Source organism: Winslowiella toletana, from assembly GCF_032164335.1.
GTDB lineage: Bacteria > Pseudomonadota > Gammaproteobacteria > Enterobacterales > Enterobacteriaceae > Erwinia > Erwinia toletana_A.
On sequence record NZ_CP134152.1, the window covers coordinates 3519688 to 3539234 of the forward strand.

Here is a 19547-nt window from a genome sequence, read left to right on the forward strand (position 1 = left end):
CAGAGCATCGCTGGCGTTTTTTTTTGCTATTTTGATTAAACGCTGCTGAGGAGCTCTGATTCGATGGCGAATTTCTTCATTGATCGCCCGATTTTCGCCTGGGTTTTGGCGATCATTATGTGTCTGACCGGCGTATTGTCGATTATGTCACTTCCCGTTGAGCAATATCCTGACCTCGCACCGCCCAATGTGAGAATTACCGCCAACTATCCTGGTGCCTCTGCGCAAACGCTGGAAAACACCGTTACCCAGGTTATCGAACAAAGTATGACCGGCATCGATAATCTGATGTATATGTCTTCGCAAAGCAGCAACACCGGCCAGGCAACGATCACCCTGACTTTTGATGCCGGAACCAATCCGGATGAAGCACGTCAGCAGGTGCAGAACCAACTTCAGTCAGCCTTGCGTAAACTTCCGCAGGATGTGCAGCAACAGGGGGTAACGGTTAATAAAACCGGCGACACCAATATTCTGATGCTGGCTTTCGTTTCGACCGACGGCAGTATGGATAAGCAGGATATTGCTGATTATGTTGCCAGTAACATCCAGGACCCATTAAGCCGTATCAGTGGCGTCGGCCAGGTTGATGCCTACGGTTCACAATATGCCATGCGTATCTGGCTGGACCCGAACAAACTGATTAACTATTCCCTGACCACCGAAGATGTGGTCAACGCCATCAGCTCGCAGAACAGCCAAATTGCCGTTGGTCAGGTAGGTGGAACGCCATCGGTCGACGATCAGACACTGAATGCCACAATTAATTCTCAGTCATTACTGCAAACGCCGGAGCAGTTTAAAGCGATTACCCTACGCACTAATCAGAACGGCTCGGTGGTGACGCTCGGCGATATCGCCGAAGTGCAGTTGGGCGCGGAGAAGTATGACTATCTCAGCCGCTATAACGGCCAGGCCGCCTCCGGGCTGGGGGTGAAGCTGGCCTCAGGTGCCAATGAACTGGAAACTGACAAGCTGGTACGAGCACGTATCGCAGAGCTGTCACACTTTTTTCCACGCGGACTGGAAGCCAAAGTCGCTTTTGAAACTACCCCGTTTGTTACCGCCTCAATCAATGACGTGGTGAAAACGTTATTTGAAGCGGTGCTGCTGGTATTTTTGGTGATGTATCTGTTTTTACAGAATTTCCGCGCCACGATTATTCCAACCATCGCCGTGCCGGTGGTGTTACTCGGTACCTTCTCAGTACTGTATATCTGCGGCTTTAGTATCAATACCCTGACCATGTTCGCGATGGTACTGGCAATAGGCCTGCTGGTCGACGACGCCATTGTGGTAGTGGAAAATGTCGAGCGAATAATGAGTGAAGAAGGCCTGTCGCCGCGCGAGGCGACACGAAAATCAATGGGCCAGATTCAGAGCGCACTGGTCGGTATCGCACTGGTGCTGTCGGCAGTCTTTGTTCCGATGGCATTCTTTGGCGGCACCACCGGCGCTATTTATCGCCAGTTCTCAATAACCATCGTCGCCGCAATGGTGCTGTCGGTGCTGGTGGCAATGGTACTGACCCCGGCGCTGTGTGCCACGATGCTGAAACCCCTGGCGAAAGGCCATCACCATGGGCGACGTGGTTTTTTTGGCTGGTTTAACCGCAAATTTAACAGCAGCAGCGAACGTTATGAACGCGGCGTCGCCAAAATTCTGCTGAAAAGTGGCCGCTGGATGCTGCTGTATATCGCCATCATCGGCATGATGGCGTTGCTGTTTTGGCGCCTGCCTGGTTCATTTCTGCCGCTGGAAGATCGCGGCGTATTCACCACTCAGGTTCAGCTGCCACCGGGTTCGACTCAGCAGCAAACGCTGAAGGTGGTGCAGAAGGTCGAGCAGTATTACATGACCGAGGAGCAGAATAATATTCAGTCGGTATTTGCCACGGTTGGCTCTGGTCCTGGCGGCAACGGGCAGAACGTTGCGCGTCTGTTTGTCCGTCTGAAAGACTGGGACCAACGCCCAGGCGCTGACCGCACCTCCTTTGCCATCATTGAACGTGCGACTAAGGCCTTCAGTAAAATTAACGAAGCCCGCGTGATCGCCAGCAGCCCACCAGCCATCACCGGCATGGGTAACTCCGCCGGTTTTGATATGGAGCTGCAGGATCACGCGGGAATGGGCCATGACAAACTGATGCAGATGCGCGATCGGTTGCTGGAAATGGCGGGCAATAATCCGGATCTGGCGCGCGTACGTCACAATGGTCTGGATGACAGTCCGCAATTACGTATCGATATCGATCAGCGTAAGGCTCAGGCGCTGGGTGTCTCGCTCGATGATATTAACAACACGCTAAAAACCGGCTGGGGGTCGACCTACGTCAATGACTTCCTTGACCGCGGCCGGGTAAAAAAAGTTTATGTACAGGCGGCTGCAAAATTCCGCATGCTGCCTGACGATATCAGCAAGTGGTATGTGCGTAACAGCTCAGGCGGCATGGTGCCTTTTACCGCTTTTGCTAAAACCTCATGGGAGACAGGCTCTCCTCGACTTGAACGTTATAACGGCTATTCAGCTCTGCAGATTGTCGGTGAAGCAGCAAACGGTGTCAGTACCGGCACGGCAATGGACGTAATGGAAAAACTGGTCGGCCAGCTGCCACTGGGCGTTGGCTTTGAGTGGACCGGAGCATCGTACCAGGAGCGCCTGTCCGGTTCACAGGCACCGGCTCTGTATGCCATTTCACTGCTGGTGGTGTTCCTCTGCCTGGCTGCGCTGTATGAAAGCTGGTCCATCCCGTTCTCGGTGATGCTGGTGGTGCCGCTTGGAGTATTCGGCGCGCTGGTTGCAACCTGGATGCGCGGGCTGGAAAACGATGTCTATTTCCAGGTCGGGCTGCTAACGGTAATTGGTTTATCGGCAAAAAATGCGATTTTGATTGTGGAATTTGCCAATGAAATGAATACCAAAGGGCGCGATTTAATCGAGGCAACGCTGGAGGCCTCACGTCAGCGGCTGCGACCGATTCTGATGACTTCACTGGCATTTATTTTTGGCGTATTACCGATGGCGATCAGCAGTGGTGCCGGTTCGGGTAGCCAGCATGCGGTTGGCACCGGGGTAATGGGCGGGATGATTTCTGCCACTATTCTGGCGATCTTCTTCGTGCCGCTGTTTTTTGTCGTGGTACGTCAACGCTTTCCACTGAAAGAGAAAGTCAGGCCCTGAAAGTTAAAAGGCAGCCAGTAATCTGGCTGCCTTCAATCTGTTAGCTGATGGTCAGAGCTTACAGCAATTGATACCGTCGCAGCTTTTATAAAGAAGAGCTTACTTACGTAACATTGCTTCGATAAAGTCTTTCCAGTTCCCCAGTTCTAAATCAATCATGATATCCTCTCTTATTATTATCGCCAGTATACACCTGCTGATTGCACGGGAAAACATTTTAATAAAGCAATTGTGATGTCATCCCACCCATCATAATTATGTTTAATCGCTGTCGTTTTGGAGTTGAATAAATCAGCAAAACAGGTGATTAATTATTCTTCAATTTAAATCATCAGCATGATAATAATAAGCTTGATTACCTTAGCCTCTAACGTCTTCTGTAATTGACTGAAAAAATGAAGGAGCTGACAGAAAAAGCAGATTTCAGCACCAGTGATGCGAGCCGCTAACATACTAACCCACCGGCAAGACGGCAATTTCATTAATTTGCACGGAAATTATTATTAAATAATAAATGGTGCCCGAAGCCCCGACAACCACAATAAATCAGGCGGGGTTTCCCCCGCCCGCGGTTAGCGCTTAACTTCGTAGTTCAAGAACGCCGCATATTCATTACTGCCATAAGTAATACGTACTTCACATAAACTGCCACGTATTAACCACAGGCCGGCCAATATTGTCAGGCAAAGCACAATCAGCCGTTGTAATAAATATTTTTTAAGCATCTGAACCTCCGTTGCAATTCTGCAGTTAAGAGGCTATCCTGACATTGTTGGATGTGCAGGAGTGGCCTCAGGTTGATGATAATTGACCTGGGGCCTTCTTCTGTCTGCTCCTGTAAAGCCTGAAGCAAGCAGCTTCAGGCACCCGACAGAATGCTACCTCACTCCTTATATCGCCGTCATTAGTCACTTCATTAATAAATCAGCAAAATCGAGCGATGTCGCAATTAATATTTTATTAGCTGACGACGTTATTACATGACCATTTTAGTCAGGATTGATATAATATAATTCGAACTATTATTTTAGGTATTATTCACTATGGCAAATTCAACTCAGAAAAACACCCTGAAAATGTACGGCATTAAAAACTGCGATACCATTAAGAAAGCGCGCCGCTACCTGGAAAGCCATGAAGTTGACTATCAGTTTCATGACTATCGCGTCGATTGTCTTGACGCCGCCCTGCTGCAAACTTTTATTGATAAACTCGGCTATGACGCATTACTGAATACCCGTGGCACCACCTGGCGTAAGCTGCCGGAAGCGCAACGTGATAGCATTGATAATGCGGATGCGGCACGGCAACTGATGCTGGAGCAACCCGCCATCATTAAACGCCCATTGCTCTGCGACGCCAGCGGCTCTATGCTGCTGGGTTTTAGTGAAGCAACTTATCAGCAGTTTATTCAGGAGAAGTCATAATATGTTTTGTCCGGTCATTGAGCTGACGCAGCAGCTCATTCGTCGCCCTTCCCTTAGCCCGGATGATGCCGGATGCCAGGCCATCATGATTGAGCGCCTGCAGGCGATTGGTTTCACTATCGAGCCGATGAACATCGACGATACGCTGAATTTTTGGGCATGGCGCGGTCAGGGTGAAACGCTGGCATTTGCTGGCCACACTGATGTTGTGCCGACCGGCGATGCCAGCCGCTGGATTAATCCTCCTTTCGAACCCACTATTCGTGACGGCATGCTGTTTGGTCGCGGCACTGCGGATATGAAAGGGTCACTGGCGGCAATGGTGGTGGCAGCCGAGCGTTTTGTCGCTGCGAATCCGAATCATAAAGGACGTCTGGCGTTTTTAATCACCTCTGATGAAGAAGCCAGCGGCACTAATGGCACCGTCAAAGTGGTCGAAAGACTGATGGCGCGTAAAGAGCGTCTCGACTACTGCCTGGTTGGCGAACCTTCCAGCACCGAAGTCGTGGGTGACGTAGTTAAAAATGGCCGTCGCGGGTCGATCACCGCCAACCTGACGGTGCATGGCGTGCAGGGGCACGTTGCTTATCCGCATCTGGCGGATAATCCGGTGCATCGCGCACTTCCGGCGTTAAACGAGCTGGTCGCCACCGAATGGGATCAGGGTAATGAATTCTTCCCGGCAACCAGCATGCAAATTGCTAATGTGCAGGCAGGAACCGGCAGCAACAATGTGATTCCCGGTGAACTGTTTGTGCAGTTTAACTTCCGCTTCAGCACCGAACTGACCGATGCATTGATTAAACAGCGCGTGGAAGAGCTGCTGCAACGTCATCAGCTGCGCTACACGCTGGAGTGGAGACTTTCAGGTCAACCTTTCCTGACCTCACGCGGTAAGCTGGTTGATGCAGTAGTGAATGCGGTTACGCACTATAATGAAATTAAGCCGCAGTTGCTGACCACCGGTGGCACTTCCGACGGTCGCTTTATCGCCCGGATGGGAGCACAAGTTGTTGAGCTGGGTCCGGTGAATGCCACTATCCACAAAATCAACGAATGTGTGAAGGCTTCCGATCTGCAACTGCTAAGCCGCATGTATCAACGCATTATGGAACAGCTGGTCGCTTAAGCGCGACGCTGGGGAGAAAGCATCATGGAATGGTTCAAAGAGTATTGGTGGATTCTGCTGATCGTACTGATGGTTGGCGTACTGATGAACGTCTACAAAGACCTGAAACGTATCGACCATAAAAAGTTTATGGAAAACAGACCCAAACTGCCACCGCATCGTGATTTTAATGATAAATGGGATGACGAAGACGACTGGCCGAAAAAGAAATAGCCAATAAGCGCCTGATTGTCCTCTCCCCGACGGGAGAGGACAGCACTTAAAGTAAAGTCACCACATCATCATCGCCCGGCTTCGCGCCGCTGAGTGCCTGATCGAAATAACGACGAGGCACGGTATAGCGTAAGTGATCCACCGCCAGCTGCATACTACGCTGATCGATGGCATGAGCCAGATCTTCAACAATATCCAGCGTGACATCTCCTCCCAGCTCGCTAAGCCGCTGCTCAGCAGACTCTGCGTGCTGCAGAGCGATCGTCTCATCGTATTCACCGTGAATCAAATGAACAGTGGTCAGTGTTGAAGCCTGTTCGGGCAGCGATGCAAATCGTCCACTGAACGCAACCACTCTTCCGGCTAAACCCGGTTGTGCTTTGATCGCCTCCAGTGCCATGATACTTCCCTGTGAAAAGCCGATCAGCGCTTTCGCTTCTGGCTTAATCCCGCTCTGTTGCTGCCAGTGCTGCACGCCGGCGATAAACGTGGGCATACTTTCATCGACCCGCGTCTGGCGGTTCTGTTCAGTGATGCTTTGTACATCAAACCACTGCCTGCCAGCCTGCGACTCACTGACTTGCGGGCTACCGATGCTGACAACCAGCGCCTGCGGAAAGGCCTCGGCAAACCAGCTACCAATTTGTCCCATTGCGACCGGATTATCGCCAACGCCATGAAATAATAACATTAGCTGTTCAGGGGTGTTGGTGGGATTCTGGACGACAAAGTAATCGTGTTTCATCATTTCCTCCTGAGATTAACCAAGACTATACGCCTCTGTTAGCGGAAGAAAATTGGGAAAAATTGAACAAGACAGTGGATTTATTGCAACAACATCAGCCGCTGGTGCCAGCGCTGGGCAGAGTGCGGATCGGCGGCAAATAATGCCTCGCCCGCTTCCTGTCGCCAGCGCTTAATCAATGATTTACGTCCGGATAACGCCAGCCGCTGGCATAACTCAGCATCAGGCAAGCGCTGAGTGATAGCGCCACGCAGCGCCGGAAGTGCCAGCGTCGACAGGCTGAGTAGGCGCTCAAGTGCTGCGCCGGCAGCTTCAAATGGGCGGCTGGCGAAAGCGAATCCGGCCACTTCCTGCCAGTCATCCGTGTTAAAGCTTTGCTGCGGGTCGATATCAATAGCGATTGTTTGATCGATATGCTGCTGCAGCCAGCGATAGTCTCGCGCCAGCCGTTTAACCGCGCGCGCTGTCAGCGCTGTACCTGCCGGAGTCAGCGGCAGTATTGCCATCGCAGTATAACAACCACTGCTGGCTTCACGCTGGCTGCCAATACGTGCCAGCTGAAATCCGCAGGCCTGCCAGAATTGCCATAATTCCCAGGTATAACCAAAACTGACCGAGAAAAAATCCAGCCCGCGATTGCTGGTCAGGCAATGCTTGATCATTTGACGACCCAGCCCCTGCCGTCGTTGCTGCGGCGTGATGGCTATCCGGCTGATGCGGCGCGATTTTAGCTGTGCGGCTTCGGGCAGCCCGGCATGCGCCGCCAGCGACTGAGCAACCAGGTTGCCACGTGGCCGACGCTTGCCGGCCCAGACGGCATCCGCCAGTTCGGCCGGCAGTCCGCCCTCATCCACCAGCCAAAGCGCGCCGCACACCTGCTGCTGACATTGAGCCGCGAGAAAATGCATCCCCTGCGCATCCATCATCCGGCGCAGGTCGAGGGGTGATGTTCGATAGTGAGCACTGGCTAACAGTTGATAGAGGGCGGTGAGCAGTTGGGGCCGCGTTTGCCAGTCAGCAGGCTCAAGCGGCTGAAAAACCACTTCACCTGCCACATCGCCACTTGCCGCATCGTCAAACAGCAGACCGGCATCAACAATTCGTTCCAGCGGATCGTGCTGCGCCCAACGCAGCGGAGCATCGAGCGTCCAGAATCGCGCATCCGGTAACGAGGCGCAAAATTTCAATAAAAAACCGCGCCCGGTGCCTTCATAGCCCTGCACGGTGGTGGTCAGTAATACGCGCGGAAAATAGCTGATTAAACGCTGTAATACCGGTGCCGGAATCGCCGCCGCTTCATCAATCAGTAACCAGTCAACATCAGCCGGAAATTGCTGTTCACAACCGGCAAGTAGTGCATCAGGGGCGAAAAAATGAAACGCTTCTCCGGCAAACTGTGCCATTACGGCGGTGGATATTTTTGCCGGTGCGGTAACCCAGCATTTTCCCGGCCAGCGCTGCGCCAGCATCCCCGCCAGCGCTGATTTACCCCGGCCGCGAGGCGCAGTCAGTACTGATACCCCGGGTGGCGCGTCAAGCAGTGACTGTAAGATGTGCTGCTGCTGCCGTTCGCCATCCGGCTGCCAGTCTGGTAGTGCTGGCAACGGTGACAGCGTAAAGGGATGGTGCTGACGCAACAGCACCACGTCTGCATCGCTTAAAAACTCCCGTTGAAGATGGGTGACGAACTGTGGCGCAGCAATCGCCCCGGAGGCATCATTCCAGCGCAGCGAGTCATTATCAGGCTTGGCGGGCCAGGACTCCCATTCGGGAACCAATAAAATTAACCAGCTTCCGGCAACCAAAGTGCCCGCCAGTGCAGCGAACGCTTCCGCATAAAAACCGGCGCGCGCGTCGAACACCGCATGGCGAAACTCCTGCCCCAACAGCGTACGTAATGCGGCGGGTGCGCAGCAAAGCCCTGACTGTGGTATCTCACTGACCCACAGCCAGTCACCCGCTAACGACTGCATCCACTGTTCAGTCTGCTGCTGACACCAGTCGTCATCGCCGCTGATTACCAGCAAGCGGCGCACGCCTTTCTGCTGCATGTCAGCCGTTATTTCAACACGCTGCCTCAAAATCAGCTGCCGAAGGTATTACACTGACCCGGGTCGCCACTGTCGAAACCACGTTTAAACCAGCTGTAGCGCTGCTCTGAAGTACCGTGGGTGAAGCTGTCCGGCACCACTCGCCCCTGACTCCGCTGTTGCAAGCGGTCATCGCCAATGGCTTCAGCGGCGTTCAGCGCTTCCTGCAGATCGCCCGGCTCCAGCACCTGTTCCTGCTGCATATAGTGCCCCCAGACGCCAGCAAAGCAGTCAGCCTGCAACTCCATTTTTACCGACAATTGGTTCGCCTGTTTTTGTGAAGCATTCTGCTGCATCTGACGCACTTTTGGTTCGATACCTAACAGCTTCTGCACATGGTGGCCGACTTCGTGGGCAACCACGTAGCCCTGAGCAAAATCACCGTCTGCACCCAGTTTATTTTTCATTTCGTCGTAGAAAGAGAGATCGATATACACCTTCTGGTCAGCCGGACAGTAGAAGGGACCCATCGCCGACTGCCCGGTACCGCAGGCAGTTGAGGTCTGATTACGGTACATCACCAGCGTTGGAGACTTCCACTCTTTGCCCATCTGCTGAAATAACTTTTGCCAGGTATCTTCAGTCGTGGCAAATATCACTGAAGTAAATTTTGCCGCCTCGTCGTCTTTAGGGCTAACGTGCTGCTGGGAGGATTGCTGGGTTGCAGGTTCGCCACCGGTTAATAATGGCGTCAGATCATAGCCGTAATAGCCGGCGACCATCACAATAATCAGCAGCGCAATACCCCCTTTGCCACGAGGGATGCGCATGCGGCCACCACCCATTGATGGCGACTGATTACGGCGATCTTCCACATTGTCGCTTTCGCGACGCCCTTGCCAACGCATAACTTACCCCTGTATTTTTTTTTGGCTTATTACAGGGATTTTAGTCGCGCCGCGATTGAATAACCACAGCTGATGCAAAAACAGAGGCCGGGATTAACCGGCCTCGATGAAAATTGCAGAAAGGGAAACGATTGCGCGGCTAGTCTAATTTTACGCCCAGACGCTGTGCAACTTCTTCATAGGCTTCAACCACACCGCCCAGGCTCTGGCGGAAACGGTCTTTGTCCATTTTAGCCATGGTTTCTTTGTCCCACAGGCGTGCGCCATCGGGAGAAAATTCATCGCCCAGCACCACTTCACCATTGAACAGACCAAATTCCAGTTTGAAATCAACCAGAATCAGGCCGGCATCAGAGAATAACTTGCTCAACACGTCGTTAGCCTGATAAGTCAGCTCGCGCATACGTGCCAGATTCTCTTTGTTAACCCAACCAAAGGTTTCGCAGTAAGACTCGTTGACCATTGGATCGTGTTTGGCGTCATCTTTCAGGAACAGATCGAACAGCGGTGGATTCAGCGCAATGCCCTCTTCCACGCCGAGGCGTTTTACCAGCGATCCTGCGGCACGGTTACGAATAACGCATTCAACCGGCACCATTTCCAGCTTTTTCACCAGTGCTTCGTTATCGGACAGCAGCGCTTCCATTTGCGTCGGGATACCTGCTTCCTCAAGTTTGGTCATAATAAAGTGGTTAAACTTATTATTGACCATACCCTTGCGATCGAACTGCTCAATACGCGCACCGTCTCCTGCTGACGTATCGTTGCGGAATTCGAGTATCAGCAGATCCGGATTTTCGGTGCTGTAAACGGTTTTCGCTTTGCCGCGATACAACTCAGCTTGCTTTTGCATCTTGATTAACTCCAAACGTGATAGAAGTGTTGCTTTACATCTGCACGGGCGGAAAAAGTTTGCCCCTGCGTCGACTAAATTATTTTCACAATGAAAAAAGGCCGGAGTGATCCGGCCCTCTGATTTACTTGCTGAATGCCGCCTGGAATACGGCGACCAGCGCGTCATTCTGAGACTGCGTGAGCGGTTGCCCTTTCGGGTTGATAAACTGCAGGCTACTGCGGTTATCTAAATCACCCACTTGCAGTTTGTAATCACCATTCGGCAACTCAGGATCCTTCGCGCCCAGCTGATCCCAATGGCTGCTGCCTGGTGCCTTATAGGCCACTGACAGGCTACCCTGAGAACGGTTGCTGTCTTTCACTTCCATTCCTGCACGCTTCAGTGCATCTGGCAGATGCTGCCAGACCGCATTGAACGGTGCGCGCAGAATCAGATTTGGCAAGCCGGTTTCATCAGCGCCGCTCTGCACATCGATCTGCGAGACGCTGCGATTTGCCGACGCATCTTGCTGCGCGGATTCCATCTTATCTAAACCGGTACTGATATCGTTAAGCATCTGCGCGGTATAACGCTGAATTTGCACCGGTGAGGTAACGTCTTTGTCCTGCTGCTGCAGTTGAAGCAGTCGCACCGTCAGCGCTTGCTGATAACCCTGCTGTTGCACGCTGATCTGATAGCGGCCACGGTACTGATTATCTTCATCGGCACGATTCCACTGTACCCAGTCGGTAGTCAGCTGTTGGCTGGCATCCTGACGATCGGCAATCGGGAACTTATACGACTGAACCACATTCACTACCTGCGGCCAGATAGAACCATTACGGCTGCTCTCCAGCATCAGCATACCGGTATTGCCGGTAAACTGGGTGCGGGTACCGTTCATCAGCGCCAGAGGCTGGGCCGGTGGACGGATATCAAGCTGTTTGCCAACCGCGCCTTTACTGGTAGTGGTCGCGATATCATATTCGCCGTTTTGCAGCGGCAGAAGCATTCCTGCTGGTGCGGTTAAATCTTTCAGTTCGGTCGCCTGCAAATATGACTCATCACCACTGACCTGACGCTTATAGCGTTGATCATTGGAACAAGCTGCAAGCAGCATCACCGTTGACAGTCCAACAACTTTAATTACCGTGGACTTCTTTACTGAGTAAGCCATCAAATCTCCCTAATTTACAGCAGACCCGCATGCTTGAGCGCCTGCTCCACAACCGGACGCCCGGCGTCGGTTATTGGCGTCATTGGAAGACGCAGCGTATCGGTTGCTATTAATCCTAACTTCTTCGCGGCCCATTTCACCGGGATAGGATTCGGTTCAACAAATAACTTCTGATGCAGATGCATCAGGCGCTGGTTTAGGCGGCGCGCTTCAGCAAAATTACCCTGCTGCGCAAGCGCACAGAGTTCAACCATTTCACGTGCAGCGATGTTTGCCGTTACCGAGATCACGCCCTGACCGCCCAGTTGCATAAAGTCCAGTGCCGAAGCGTCATCGCCGCTTACCAGCACAAAGTCTTTATCAACCAGCTCTTGGATCTGACTGACCCGCGATAAGTTCCCGGTCGCTTCTTTAATCCCGATAATATTTTTTATCCTGGCCAGACGGCCAACCGTTTCTGGCAGCATATCGCAGCCGGTACGAGAAGGAACGTTATACAGCATCTGCGGCAGAGAAGTACTTTCCGCAATCGCTTTAAAGTGCTGATACAACCCTTCCTGAGTCGGACGATTGTAGTACGGTGTGACGGTCAGGCAGCCGACAACACCTGAATTTTCGAAGCGTTTGGTAAGAGAGATGCCTTCTGCGGTGGCATTTGCACCGGTTCCGGCAATCACTGGAATACGGCCATCAGCCAGATCCAGCGTTTGCATTACCACATCACCATGTTCTTCATGGCTGAGGGTAGCAGATTCACCAGTGGTCCCCACAGATACAATCGCCGCAGTGCCGCTAGCGACATGATAATCAATCAGTTTCTTCAGACTCGCCCGGCAGACATTACCTTTGTCATCCATCGGCGTAACGAGCGCAACAATACTTCCCGTGAACATTGGCCATCCCCTCCACAAACAAGTCCTTCATGGTACGTTTGACGGGCATTGAAAAGCAAGCAGACAACAGGACAGAGGCGCTTGGCAGAGGGTATTTTTTATGTTTACCTTAAGGTTATTACTATTGCTAATCACCATGACGGACAGGACGTATCATTTTGCCGCAGTCACAGCAACATCATTTGGTCATTACCGCTCTGGGCGTTGATCGCCCAGGAATTGTCAATACCATTACCCGACATGTCAGCAGCTGTGGCTGCAATATTGAAGACAGTCGGCTTGCGATGCTCGGCGATGAGTTTACCTTTATCATGTTTCTTTCCGGCAGCTGGAATGCGATTACGCTGATTGAATCAACGCTGCCGCTGAAGGGCGCCGAACTGGAGTTGCTGATCGTGATGAAGCGTACCAACGCCAGCAGCCGTCCGGCGATGCCCTCAACGGTACGGGTGCAGGTGGAAGTCACCGACTCACCCCATATCATCGAGCGCTTCACCGATCTGTTTTATTCTCATCAAATGAATATCGCTGAGCTGGTGTCACGCACTCAGCCAGCAGAAGAAAATCAGCCGCCGTTGCTCTATATTCAGATTACTGCGCACAGTCCTGCCAGCCAGGATGCATCATTTATTGAACAAGCGTTTAACAAGCTATGTACAGAACTGCTGGCTCAGGGCACTATTAGTGCCGTGAATTACCCACAGCATGAAGAAAAAACGGAGAGTAGTGATGAATCCACTGAAAGCCGGTGATTTTGCACCGAAATTTAGCTTGCCCGATCAAGACGGCGAACAAGTAAATTTGGCCGACTTCCAGGGACAGCGCGTATTGGTCTATTTCTACCCCAAAGCGATGACGCCGGGCTGTACGGTTCAGGCTTGTGGCTTGCGCGATAACATGGATGAGTTGAAAAAATCAGGTGTCGAAGTGCTGGGTATCAGCACCGATAAAGCTGAAAAATTGTCTCGTTTTGCCGAAAAAGAGTTACTGAACTTCACGCTACTTTCTGATGAAGATCACCAGGTTAGCGAGCAGTTTGGCGTCTGGGGCGAAAAAACCTTTATGGGTAAAACCTACGACGGCATACACCGCATCAGTTTCCTGCTGGACGGTGAAGGTAAGGTTGAGAAAGTGTTCGATAATTTCAAAACCACCAACCACCACGATATTGTGATGGAATATCTGAAATCAGCCTGATACGGGCGATTTTACTGTAGAGGAGCCGTTTTCGGCTCCGGTTCTGATGCCAGGCACAGGCGGCGAGAACGCCGCCTCTACATCAGTCTGAATGAGATCGGTTTTCTTCTTCAACCAGCATGCCATCAGGCCAGGCATGTACCACCGCTTTCACCAGCGTTGCCAGCGGAATGGCAAAGAATACGCCCCAGAATCCCCATAGCCCGCCGAAGATGACTACCGAAAGAATAATCACCAACGGATGCAGGTTCACCGCTTCGGAGAACAGCACCGGCACCAGTAAATTACCGTCCAGCGCCTGAATAATCAGATAGACGATAATCATCGTCCAGAAGTCGCTGCCAAGCCCCCACTGGAACAGACCAACACAAATCACCGGAATCGTCACCACCAGCGCGCCGACATAAGGGATTAACACCGAGATGCCAACCAGCACCGCCAGCAGCAGTGAATAGTTAAGGCCAATCGCCAGGAAACCGATCCAGGTAGCAATACCGACTACCACCATCTCCAGCACTTTACCGCGGATGTAATTGGTGATCTGCTGATTCATCTCGCTCCACACCTGCCCTGCCAGCCCACGATTACGCGGCAGCACGCGGCGCACGGCGTTAAGCATCTGCTCTTTATCTTTCAGCAGGAAGAACACCATTAGCGGAACCAATACCAGGTAGATCGCCAGCGTCATTAATCCGACCAGTGATGCCAACGAGTATTTCACTACCGACTCGCCGAGGTCGGTCAGGCGACTGCGCAAATTCTCGACAATAATATCGATAATGCCCGCATCAACCAGCGCCGGAAAACGCTTCGGCAAACCGGCAGCAAAGTGATAAAGCTTATTCAGCATATTCGGCATATCGCGCGTCAGGCTGATACCCTGCTGCCACGCCACCGGCGCCACCACCAACACCATCAGCAGTAGAACACCGGCAAAAATCGTCAGCACGATGCTGGTCGCCCAGCTACGCGAGCATCCTAACCGTTCCAGCCGGACGGTTGGCCATTCCAGCAGATACGCCAGCACCAAAGCCACCAGCAGTGGCGCCAGCAATCCGTTAAAAAAGAACAGAATACAGAATGCGGCCACCAAAATGATCAACAACGCTATGGCTTGTGGATCGCTAAAACGACGGCGATACCACTGTATTAACAATGCCAGCATGACATTTACTTCCTTGAGTTCATTTTGGACCAGGCGGGATTGTACCTGAAAGGCACGGCGAACAGAAAGGCAGCAAGCAGGGATGCCTGCTTTTCTGAGACCTTTCTGGCCTTACCTCTCGTCAGTTCTGTTACCTGAGGTTACGGTCCAGCAGCCCGAATCACACAGTTGCGACCGGCTTTTTTTGCCTGATACAGCGCATCATCTGCCGCCTTAAACACCTCTTCGATACTCTGGTGATCGGGCTGCCATAATGAGACGCCAATGGATACCGAGATATTTTCCAGTTGATCAATCTGCAACTGGTTAATCCGCTGACGCACGCGTTCGGCAATCATCAGCGCCATCTCGTTATCGGCACCCGGCAGAATCATCAGAAACTCTTCGCCACCGTTGCGGCATACCACATCGGTCTGACGCGAACTCTGCTCCAGCTCGCGCGCTATGCGGATAATTACTGCATCACCGGCGTCATGACCAAAGGTGTCGTTAACGCGTTTAAAATGGTCAATATCCAGCGCCAGAACGGCAAAAGCCTGCCGGGTAGTGAGGAAATATTCCAGCACGGCACTCAGGCCGCGACGATTAAGTAATTGCGTCATCGGGTCGGTTTGCACTTCAAACTTTAACCGGCCAATTTTATCCTGTAACAGACCGATCCCGGCCAGCAATGCTCGTTTAATCTGCGCCGCTTCAAAGTACCAGGATCGGATGCTGCCGATCTCATTCGACACCCCCTGATTATCCATCTGGCTGGCTTTACGCGCCAGTTGCCACAGTGGCAGCGCGATCAGTCTTGCCAGAAGCCATGCGGCAATCAGGGTCAACAGTGCAAACGGCACCGAATGCTTTAATACCTTAAATAACAAGCTGGTTAACGGATTCAGCGTCGACTGCGTCGGTTTCAGCGCGACGATCGTCCAATCGGAAGCTGGCACAACAGCATAGCCCGCCAGCATCGGCTCACTCCCCTGATGGGTGATTTGCTGATAACCACTGCTGCGCGACTGCTTATCCTCTTCGCTGATTAGCGGCTCAATCGTCTGACCAATCAATTGTGCATTCTGGTGATAAAGCACCTGATTCTGCTTATCAACCACATACAGCGAGGAGCCATCGCGATAAAATTGTTCGCCCAGCAACGCATTCATAATACTTTTTTTCTTCAGATAGAGCGCGCCGCCAATATATCCCAGATAGGTGCCATCCTTTGACCAGATCGGCGTGGAGACAAACACCATCAAATTATTCGCCGCCGAGATTGCTGGCTGGCTGATAAGTGGCTTACGCTCCTTCAGCGCCTGACGCGCAGTCTCAGTGGTCAACTGCATCCCTTCCAGCTTCAGCGACTCCGGTGAAATGGCACGAACCTGGCTATGCGCATCGACAATCACTACCGAGTTAAAACTGGCAGTCTGTTCGCGCAAACGGTCGACCTCTCCCTGCAACGCGCTTTTGTCATCAAGACCATCACTCAGCATTTTGGCGCTGTAAGCGAGTTGTGATTGCGCCAGCTGGAAGAAAATTTCGGTGGTGGCCGCCAGCTTGGTGGCGTACACCCGATTCGACTCAAGAGTATTATTAATCAACAAATCGCGCTGCACGCGCCATGTGGCATAAAGAGAATTAGCCAGGGTGATCACGATGCTGGCAATGGCAAGCAGAGTAATCAGGGTACGTAAGTCGGTTTTTGGCCGTAACAGCCTCAACATAGACTTACCTTAATTTTGCTGAACATAATGGTAGCGCCTTAGTATAAATTTATTTTGCGCGTTGATTTGGATGCGGTGTATGCCCTGGTAAAGCACCGTATAATTGTAAGCCTGCCTTAGCTTTTACTGCAAATAGCTTTAGCGGTCCGGTGCGGCTAATCGCAGGATTCCTTTCCTGCACCGCTGTCGCTAAACTGTTGGTCTGAGTGCGAAACGTCAGTGCAGCAATCGAAGAACGTTTCATCCTGCGGCCTGTCAAAACACTACTTTCTAGTTATGGGACTGATGCATGTTTAACCGGTTGAAGAAAAGTCTGGTCGCTTCATTAATCGCGACACTGCTGGCAAGCAGTGTCATCCCTTCCCGGGCTGATAATATGGTCGATTCACTGCCGGATATTGGCACCACCGCGGGTGGAACACTGTCGATAAATCAGGAGCTGCAAATGGGGGATTTTTATGTCCGCCAGCTGCGCGCCAGCGCGCCCCTGATTAACGATCCGCTGCTTAATGACTACATCAATCAGTTGGGTCAACGGCTGGTATCACACGCCAATTCAGTGCGTACCCCGTTTAACTTCTACTTAATCCGTAACGACGAAATTAACGCCTTTGCCTTTTTTGGCGGTAACGTAGTACTGCATTCGGCGCTGTTTCGCTATGCCGATAATGAAAGTCAGCTGGCGTCGGTGATGGCGCATGAGATCTCTCACGTTACCCAGCGCCATCTCGCGCGCGCAATGGAAGAACAGCAGCGCAATGCACCGCTCACCTGGGTTGGCGCACTCGGTTCCATTTTACTGGCCATGGCCAATCCGCAGGCAGGAATGGCGGCGCTGACCGGTACATTGGCCGGCTCTCGTCAGGGCGTGATCAGTTTTACGCAAAATAACGAGCAGGAAGCCGACCGTATCGGCCTCCAGGTATTACAGCGTTCGGGCTTCGATCCACAAGCGATGCCAGAATTTCTGCAAAAGCTGGCCGATCAGTCACGTTACGCTTCTAAACCACCGGAAATTCTGCTGACGCACCCCTTACCCGATAGCCGTCTGGCCGATGCGCGTAACCGTGCTAATCAGATGCGTCAGGTAGTGGTGGAGTCTTCACAGGATTTTTATATGGCTAAAGTGCGCGCACTCGGCATGTACTCAACCGGCCGCAATCAGCTGAATGACGATCTGCTGGAAAGCTGGGAAAAGGGCAATATCCGTGCACAGCAGGCGGCGCAATACGGCAAAGCGATTCAGTTTCTTCAGGCACAAAGTTACGCCAATGCTAAACGTATTATCGAACCGCTGCTGGCGAAACAGCCCGGCAATGTCTGGTATCTCGATATTATGACCGATATTGATATCGGGCTGAATCAGGCTCCGCAGGCGATTAAACGCCTGACTGCCGTCAGCGCCTCCGCCAGCAATCCGGTGCTGCAACTTAACCTGGCGAATGCCTATGTCGAAGCTAAACAGCCTGCCGCCGCCAGCCGCATTCTTAATCGCTACACCTGGGCGCATCCTAACGATCCTAACGGCTGGGATTTACTGGCGCAGGCCTCGGCTGCGCAGGGGCTGCGTGATGAAGAGTTGTCGGCACGTGCCGAAGGTCTGGCACTGGCCGGTCGCCTCGATCAAGCGATTACCACTCTGAGCGGTGCCAGTTCACAAGTTCCACTGGGAAGCCTGAAGCAGGCACGTTATGACGCGCGAATCGATCAGCTACGTCAGTTACAGCAGCGCTTCCGCCAGTATTCAAAATCGTAAGGGAAAATCGATGGTCACTATTTATCATAATCCGCGCTGTTCAAAGAGCCGGGAAACCCTGAATCTGTTGCAACAGCACGGAGTTACACCCGAAGTGGTGCTCTATCTCGATACGCCGCCGGATGAAGCCACGCTCAAGTCTTTGCTGCAACAGTTAGGGTTTAATAGCGCACGTCAACTGCTGCGTAATAAAGAGGAGCAGTATAAGCAGCTGAATCTGGCAGATGCATCTCTAAGTGAAGCACAGCTGTTACAGGCAATGATCGATCATCCAAAGCTGATCGAACGCCCAATTGTGGTGGCTAACGGCCAGGCGCGTATCGGTCGCCCACCTGAGCAAGTGCTGGAAATTCTGTAGGATTGTACTCTCAGTCGGAGGCTTGCGCCTCCGGCACTATAGATCGAGCGTCTCTTTAACAAAGGGAATGGTCAGCTTACGCTGAGCACTGATGGAGGCGCGATCGAGCTTATCCAGCGTATCAAATAACGTGCGCATTTCACGATCCAGCCGTTTCAGCAGAAAGCGACCGACATCTTCCGGCAGTTCAAAACCGCGCAGGTCTGCGCGCAGCTTAAGCGCCTGCAGCTTGTCTTCATCGGAGAGCGGTTGCAGCTTGTAAATCTGCCCCCAGTCGAGGCGTGACGCGAGATCGGCCAGTTTCAGATTAAGCTGACGCGGCGGACGATCGCCGGTAATCAACAACCGTGTTTTGCCGGTTTCGAGAATCCGGTTATACAGATCGAAGATCGCCATCTCCCACAGCTCATCACCCGCGATGCATTCAATATTATCGATGCATATCAGCGCCAGTTGCTCCATACCATCCAGCACTTCGGGCACAAACCAGGTGCGTTTATCAAGCGGAACATAACCGACCGCTTCGCCCTGTGCCGAAAGCTCCGCGCAAGCGGCATGCAGCAAATGACTGCGCCCACCGCCTTCGCGTGACCAGAAGTAGAAATAACTGCCATGTTCCTGATGCAGCGCGCCTTTTAGCGCAGCCAGTAGCGACGGATTCTCCCCTGGCCAGAAGCTGGCAAAGGTTTCGTCGTCGGGCAAATAGAGTGGCAATGAAAGCTGTGCCGGCGTGTTCAGAAGCACCTCAAGTGTGAACGGGCAGAAAACAGCAAAAGTTTATCACAACTTCTGTCTTTAAATGAAATGGGCAGCCTGAGCTGC

The 19547-nt window shown here is 52.3% G+C and carries 20 protein-coding genes; 8 read left to right on the forward strand and 12 right to left on the reverse strand.

Annotated features, from left to right (window positions below; genetic code table 11):
- Positions 1 to 63 precede the first annotated feature (63 nt).
- Complete coding sequence (acrD, locus tag RIN69_RS16450) at positions 64 to 3180, forward strand: multidrug efflux RND transporter permease AcrD (protein ID WP_313853115.1); 3117 nt, start codon at positions 64 to 66, stop codon at positions 3178 to 3180.
- Between the two features lie 99 nt (positions 3181 to 3279).
- Here acrD and ypfM read toward each other — a convergent pair whose 3' ends face one another.
- Together ypfM and RIN69_RS16460 are read right to left on the reverse strand one after the other, a co-directional pair.
- Positions 3280 to 3339 (reverse strand): protein YpfM, encoded by a 60-nt coding sequence (ypfM, locus tag RIN69_RS16455; protein WP_101505280.1) that lies wholly within the window; start codon positions 3337 to 3339, stop codon positions 3280 to 3282.
- A 413-nt stretch (positions 3340 to 3752) separates the two neighbouring features.
- Entirely contained in the window at positions 3753 to 3905 is a 153-nt protein-coding gene (locus RIN69_RS16460; protein WP_313853117.1) for a Hok/Gef family protein, read from the reverse strand.
- 318 nt (positions 3906 to 4223) lie between these two features.
- On the opposite strand from RIN69_RS16460, the gene RIN69_RS16465 reads away from it, so the two are divergent.
- The 3 genes from RIN69_RS16465 to RIN69_RS16475 are packed head-to-tail and all read left to right on the forward strand — an operon-like array spanning position 4224 to position 5949.
- Complete coding sequence (locus tag RIN69_RS16465) at positions 4224 to 4607, forward strand: ArsC family reductase (RefSeq protein WP_313853118.1); 384 nt, start codon at positions 4224 to 4226, stop codon at positions 4605 to 4607.
- Between the two features lies 1 nt (position 4608).
- Positions 4609 to 5736, forward strand: a complete 1128-nt coding sequence (dapE, locus tag RIN69_RS16470) for a succinyl-diaminopimelate desuccinylase (RefSeq protein WP_313853119.1) — start codon at positions 4609 to 4611, stop codon at positions 5734 to 5736.
- Positions 5737 to 5760: 24 nt separating this feature from the next.
- Positions 5761 to 5949: a YpfN family protein gene (locus tag RIN69_RS16475; RefSeq protein WP_313853120.1), complete on the forward strand. Its 189-nt coding sequence runs from the start codon at positions 5761 to 5763 to the stop codon at positions 5947 to 5949.
- 46 nt (positions 5950 to 5995) lie between these two features.
- Here RIN69_RS16475 and ypfH read toward each other — a convergent pair whose 3' ends face one another.
- From ypfH to dapA, 6 genes are all read right to left on the reverse strand, one after another.
- Positions 5996 to 6694, reverse strand: a complete 699-nt coding sequence (gene ypfH / locus RIN69_RS16480) for an esterase (protein WP_313857775.1) — start codon at positions 6692 to 6694, stop codon at positions 5996 to 5998.
- Between the two features lie 80 nt (positions 6695 to 6774).
- Entirely contained in the window at positions 6775 to 8745 is a 1971-nt protein-coding gene (locus RIN69_RS16485) for a tRNA(Met) cytidine acetyltransferase TmcA (RefSeq protein WP_313853121.1), read from the reverse strand.
- Positions 8746 to 8777: 32 nt separating this feature from the next.
- A complete protein-coding gene (ypfJ, locus tag RIN69_RS16490) occupies positions 8778 to 9632 on the reverse strand; it encodes a KPN_02809 family neutral zinc metallopeptidase (RefSeq protein WP_313853122.1) in 855 nt (284 codons plus the stop codon).
- Positions 9633 to 9771: 139 nt separating this feature from the next.
- Positions 9772 to 10485: a phosphoribosylaminoimidazolesuccinocarboxamide synthase gene (gene purC / locus RIN69_RS16495; protein ID WP_313853123.1), complete on the reverse strand. Its 714-nt coding sequence runs from the start codon at positions 10483 to 10485 to the stop codon at positions 9772 to 9774.
- Positions 10486 to 10609: 124 nt separating this feature from the next.
- On the reverse strand, positions 10610 to 11644 hold the full coding sequence (gene bamC, locus RIN69_RS16500; protein ID WP_313853124.1) for an outer membrane protein assembly factor BamC: 1035 nt from the start codon (positions 11642 to 11644) through the stop codon (positions 10610 to 10612).
- 14 nt (positions 11645 to 11658) lie between these two features.
- Positions 11659 to 12537, reverse strand: a complete 879-nt coding sequence (gene dapA, locus RIN69_RS16505; protein WP_313853125.1) for a 4-hydroxy-tetrahydrodipicolinate synthase — start codon at positions 12535 to 12537, stop codon at positions 11659 to 11661.
- Between the two features lie 158 nt (positions 12538 to 12695).
- On the opposite strand from dapA, the gene RIN69_RS16510 reads away from it, so the two are divergent.
- Positions 12696 to 13289, forward strand: coding sequence for a glycine cleavage system transcriptional repressor (locus RIN69_RS16510; protein WP_313853126.1), 594 nt, complete (start codon positions 12696 to 12698; stop codon positions 13287 to 13289).
- Complete coding sequence (gene bcp, locus RIN69_RS16515) at positions 13267 to 13734, forward strand: thioredoxin-dependent thiol peroxidase (protein ID WP_313853127.1); 468 nt, start codon at positions 13267 to 13269, stop codon at positions 13732 to 13734. Before RIN69_RS16510 ends, bcp begins: the two co-directional genes overlap by 23 nt.
- Positions 13735 to 13816: 82 nt before the next feature.
- On the opposite strand, the gene RIN69_RS16520 is transcribed toward bcp, so the two are convergent.
- From RIN69_RS16520 to RIN69_RS16530, 3 genes are all read right to left on the reverse strand, one after another.
- Positions 13817 to 14899 (reverse strand): AI-2E family transporter, encoded by a 1083-nt coding sequence (locus tag RIN69_RS16520; RefSeq protein WP_313853129.1) that lies wholly within the window; start codon positions 14897 to 14899, stop codon positions 13817 to 13819.
- A 140-nt stretch (positions 14900 to 15039) separates the two neighbouring features.
- On the reverse strand, positions 15040 to 16611 hold the full coding sequence (locus RIN69_RS16525) for a sensor domain-containing diguanylate cyclase (RefSeq protein ID WP_313853131.1): 1572 nt from the start codon (positions 16609 to 16611) through the stop codon (positions 15040 to 15042).
- Positions 16612 to 16660: 49 nt separating this feature from the next.
- Complete coding sequence (locus RIN69_RS16530; protein WP_313853132.1) at positions 16661 to 16855, reverse strand: hypothetical protein; 195 nt, start codon at positions 16853 to 16855, stop codon at positions 16661 to 16663.
- Positions 16856 to 16900: 45 nt separating this feature from the next.
- On the opposite strand from RIN69_RS16530, the gene bepA reads away from it, so the two are divergent.
- Both bepA and arsC read left to right on the forward strand, forming a co-directional pair.
- Positions 16901 to 18367, forward strand: a complete 1467-nt coding sequence (bepA, locus tag RIN69_RS16535) for a beta-barrel assembly-enhancing protease (protein WP_313853134.1) — start codon at positions 16901 to 16903, stop codon at positions 18365 to 18367.
- Between the two features lie 10 nt (positions 18368 to 18377).
- Positions 18378 to 18725, forward strand: a complete 348-nt coding sequence (gene arsC / locus RIN69_RS16540; RefSeq protein WP_313853135.1) for an arsenate reductase (glutaredoxin) — start codon at positions 18378 to 18380, stop codon at positions 18723 to 18725.
- A gap of 36 nt (positions 18726 to 18761) precedes the next feature.
- Here the strand turns inward: arsC and hda are convergent, their stop codons facing one another.
- A complete protein-coding gene (gene hda, locus RIN69_RS16545) occupies positions 18762 to 19469 on the reverse strand; it encodes a DnaA inactivator Hda (protein ID WP_313853137.1) in 708 nt (235 codons plus the stop codon).
- Between the last annotated feature and the right edge of the window lie 78 nt (positions 19470 to 19547).

What these genes read in the sequence shown, in the direction of transcription:
- bepA (WP_313853134.1), top strand. Translation starts at nt 16,901, where the DNA reads ATGTTTAACCGGTTGAAGAAAAGTCTGGTCGCTTCATTAATCGCGACA.
- bamC (WP_313853124.1), bottom strand. Translation starts at nt 11,644, where the DNA reads ATGGCTTACTCAGTAAAGAAGTCCACGGTAATTAAAGTTGTTGGACTG.
- RIN69_RS16525 (WP_313853131.1), bottom strand. Translation starts at nt 16,611, where the DNA reads ATGTTGAGGCTGTTACGGCCAAAAACCGACTTACGTACCCTGATTACT.
- RIN69_RS16465 (WP_313853118.1), top strand. Translation starts at nt 4,224, where the DNA reads ATGGCAAATTCAACTCAGAAAAACACCCTGAAAATGTACGGCATTAAA.
- purC (WP_313853123.1), bottom strand. Translation starts at nt 10,485, where the DNA reads ATGCAAAAGCAAGCTGAGTTGTATCGCGGCAAAGCGAAAACCGTTTAC.
- ypfH (WP_313857775.1), bottom strand. Translation starts at nt 6,694, where the DNA reads ATGAAACACGATTACTTTGTCGTCCAGAATCCCACCAACACCCCTGAA.
- acrD (WP_313853115.1), top strand. Translation starts at nt 64, where the DNA reads ATGGCGAATTTCTTCATTGATCGCCCGATTTTCGCCTGGGTTTTGGCG.
- RIN69_RS16520 (WP_313853129.1), bottom strand. Translation starts at nt 14,899, where the DNA reads ATGCTGGCATTGTTAATACAGTGGTATCGCCGTCGTTTTAGCGATCCA.
- dapE (WP_313853119.1), top strand. Translation starts at nt 4,609, where the DNA reads ATGTTTTGTCCGGTCATTGAGCTGACGCAGCAGCTCATTCGTCGCCCT.
- RIN69_RS16460 (WP_313853117.1), bottom strand. Translation starts at nt 3,905, where the DNA reads ATGCTTAAAAAATATTTATTACAACGGCTGATTGTGCTTTGCCTGACA.
- RIN69_RS16485 (WP_313853121.1), bottom strand. Translation starts at nt 8,745, where the DNA reads ATGCAGCAGAAAGGCGTGCGCCGCTTGCTGGTAATCAGCGGCGATGAC.
- RIN69_RS16530 (WP_313853132.1), bottom strand. Translation starts at nt 16,855, where the DNA reads ATGAAACGTTCTTCGATTGCTGCACTGACGTTTCGCACTCAGACCAAC.
- arsC (WP_313853135.1), top strand. Translation starts at nt 18,378, where the DNA reads ATGGTCACTATTTATCATAATCCGCGCTGTTCAAAGAGCCGGGAAACC.
- ypfJ (WP_313853122.1), bottom strand. Translation starts at nt 9,632, where the DNA reads ATGCGTTGGCAAGGGCGTCGCGAAAGCGACAATGTGGAAGATCGCCGT.
- bcp (WP_313853127.1), top strand. Translation starts at nt 13,267, where the DNA reads ATGAATCCACTGAAAGCCGGTGATTTTGCACCGAAATTTAGCTTGCCC.
- dapA (WP_313853125.1), bottom strand. Translation starts at nt 12,537, where the DNA reads ATGTTCACGGGAAGTATTGTTGCGCTCGTTACGCCGATGGATGACAAA.
- RIN69_RS16475 (WP_313853120.1), top strand. Translation starts at nt 5,761, where the DNA reads ATGGAATGGTTCAAAGAGTATTGGTGGATTCTGCTGATCGTACTGATG.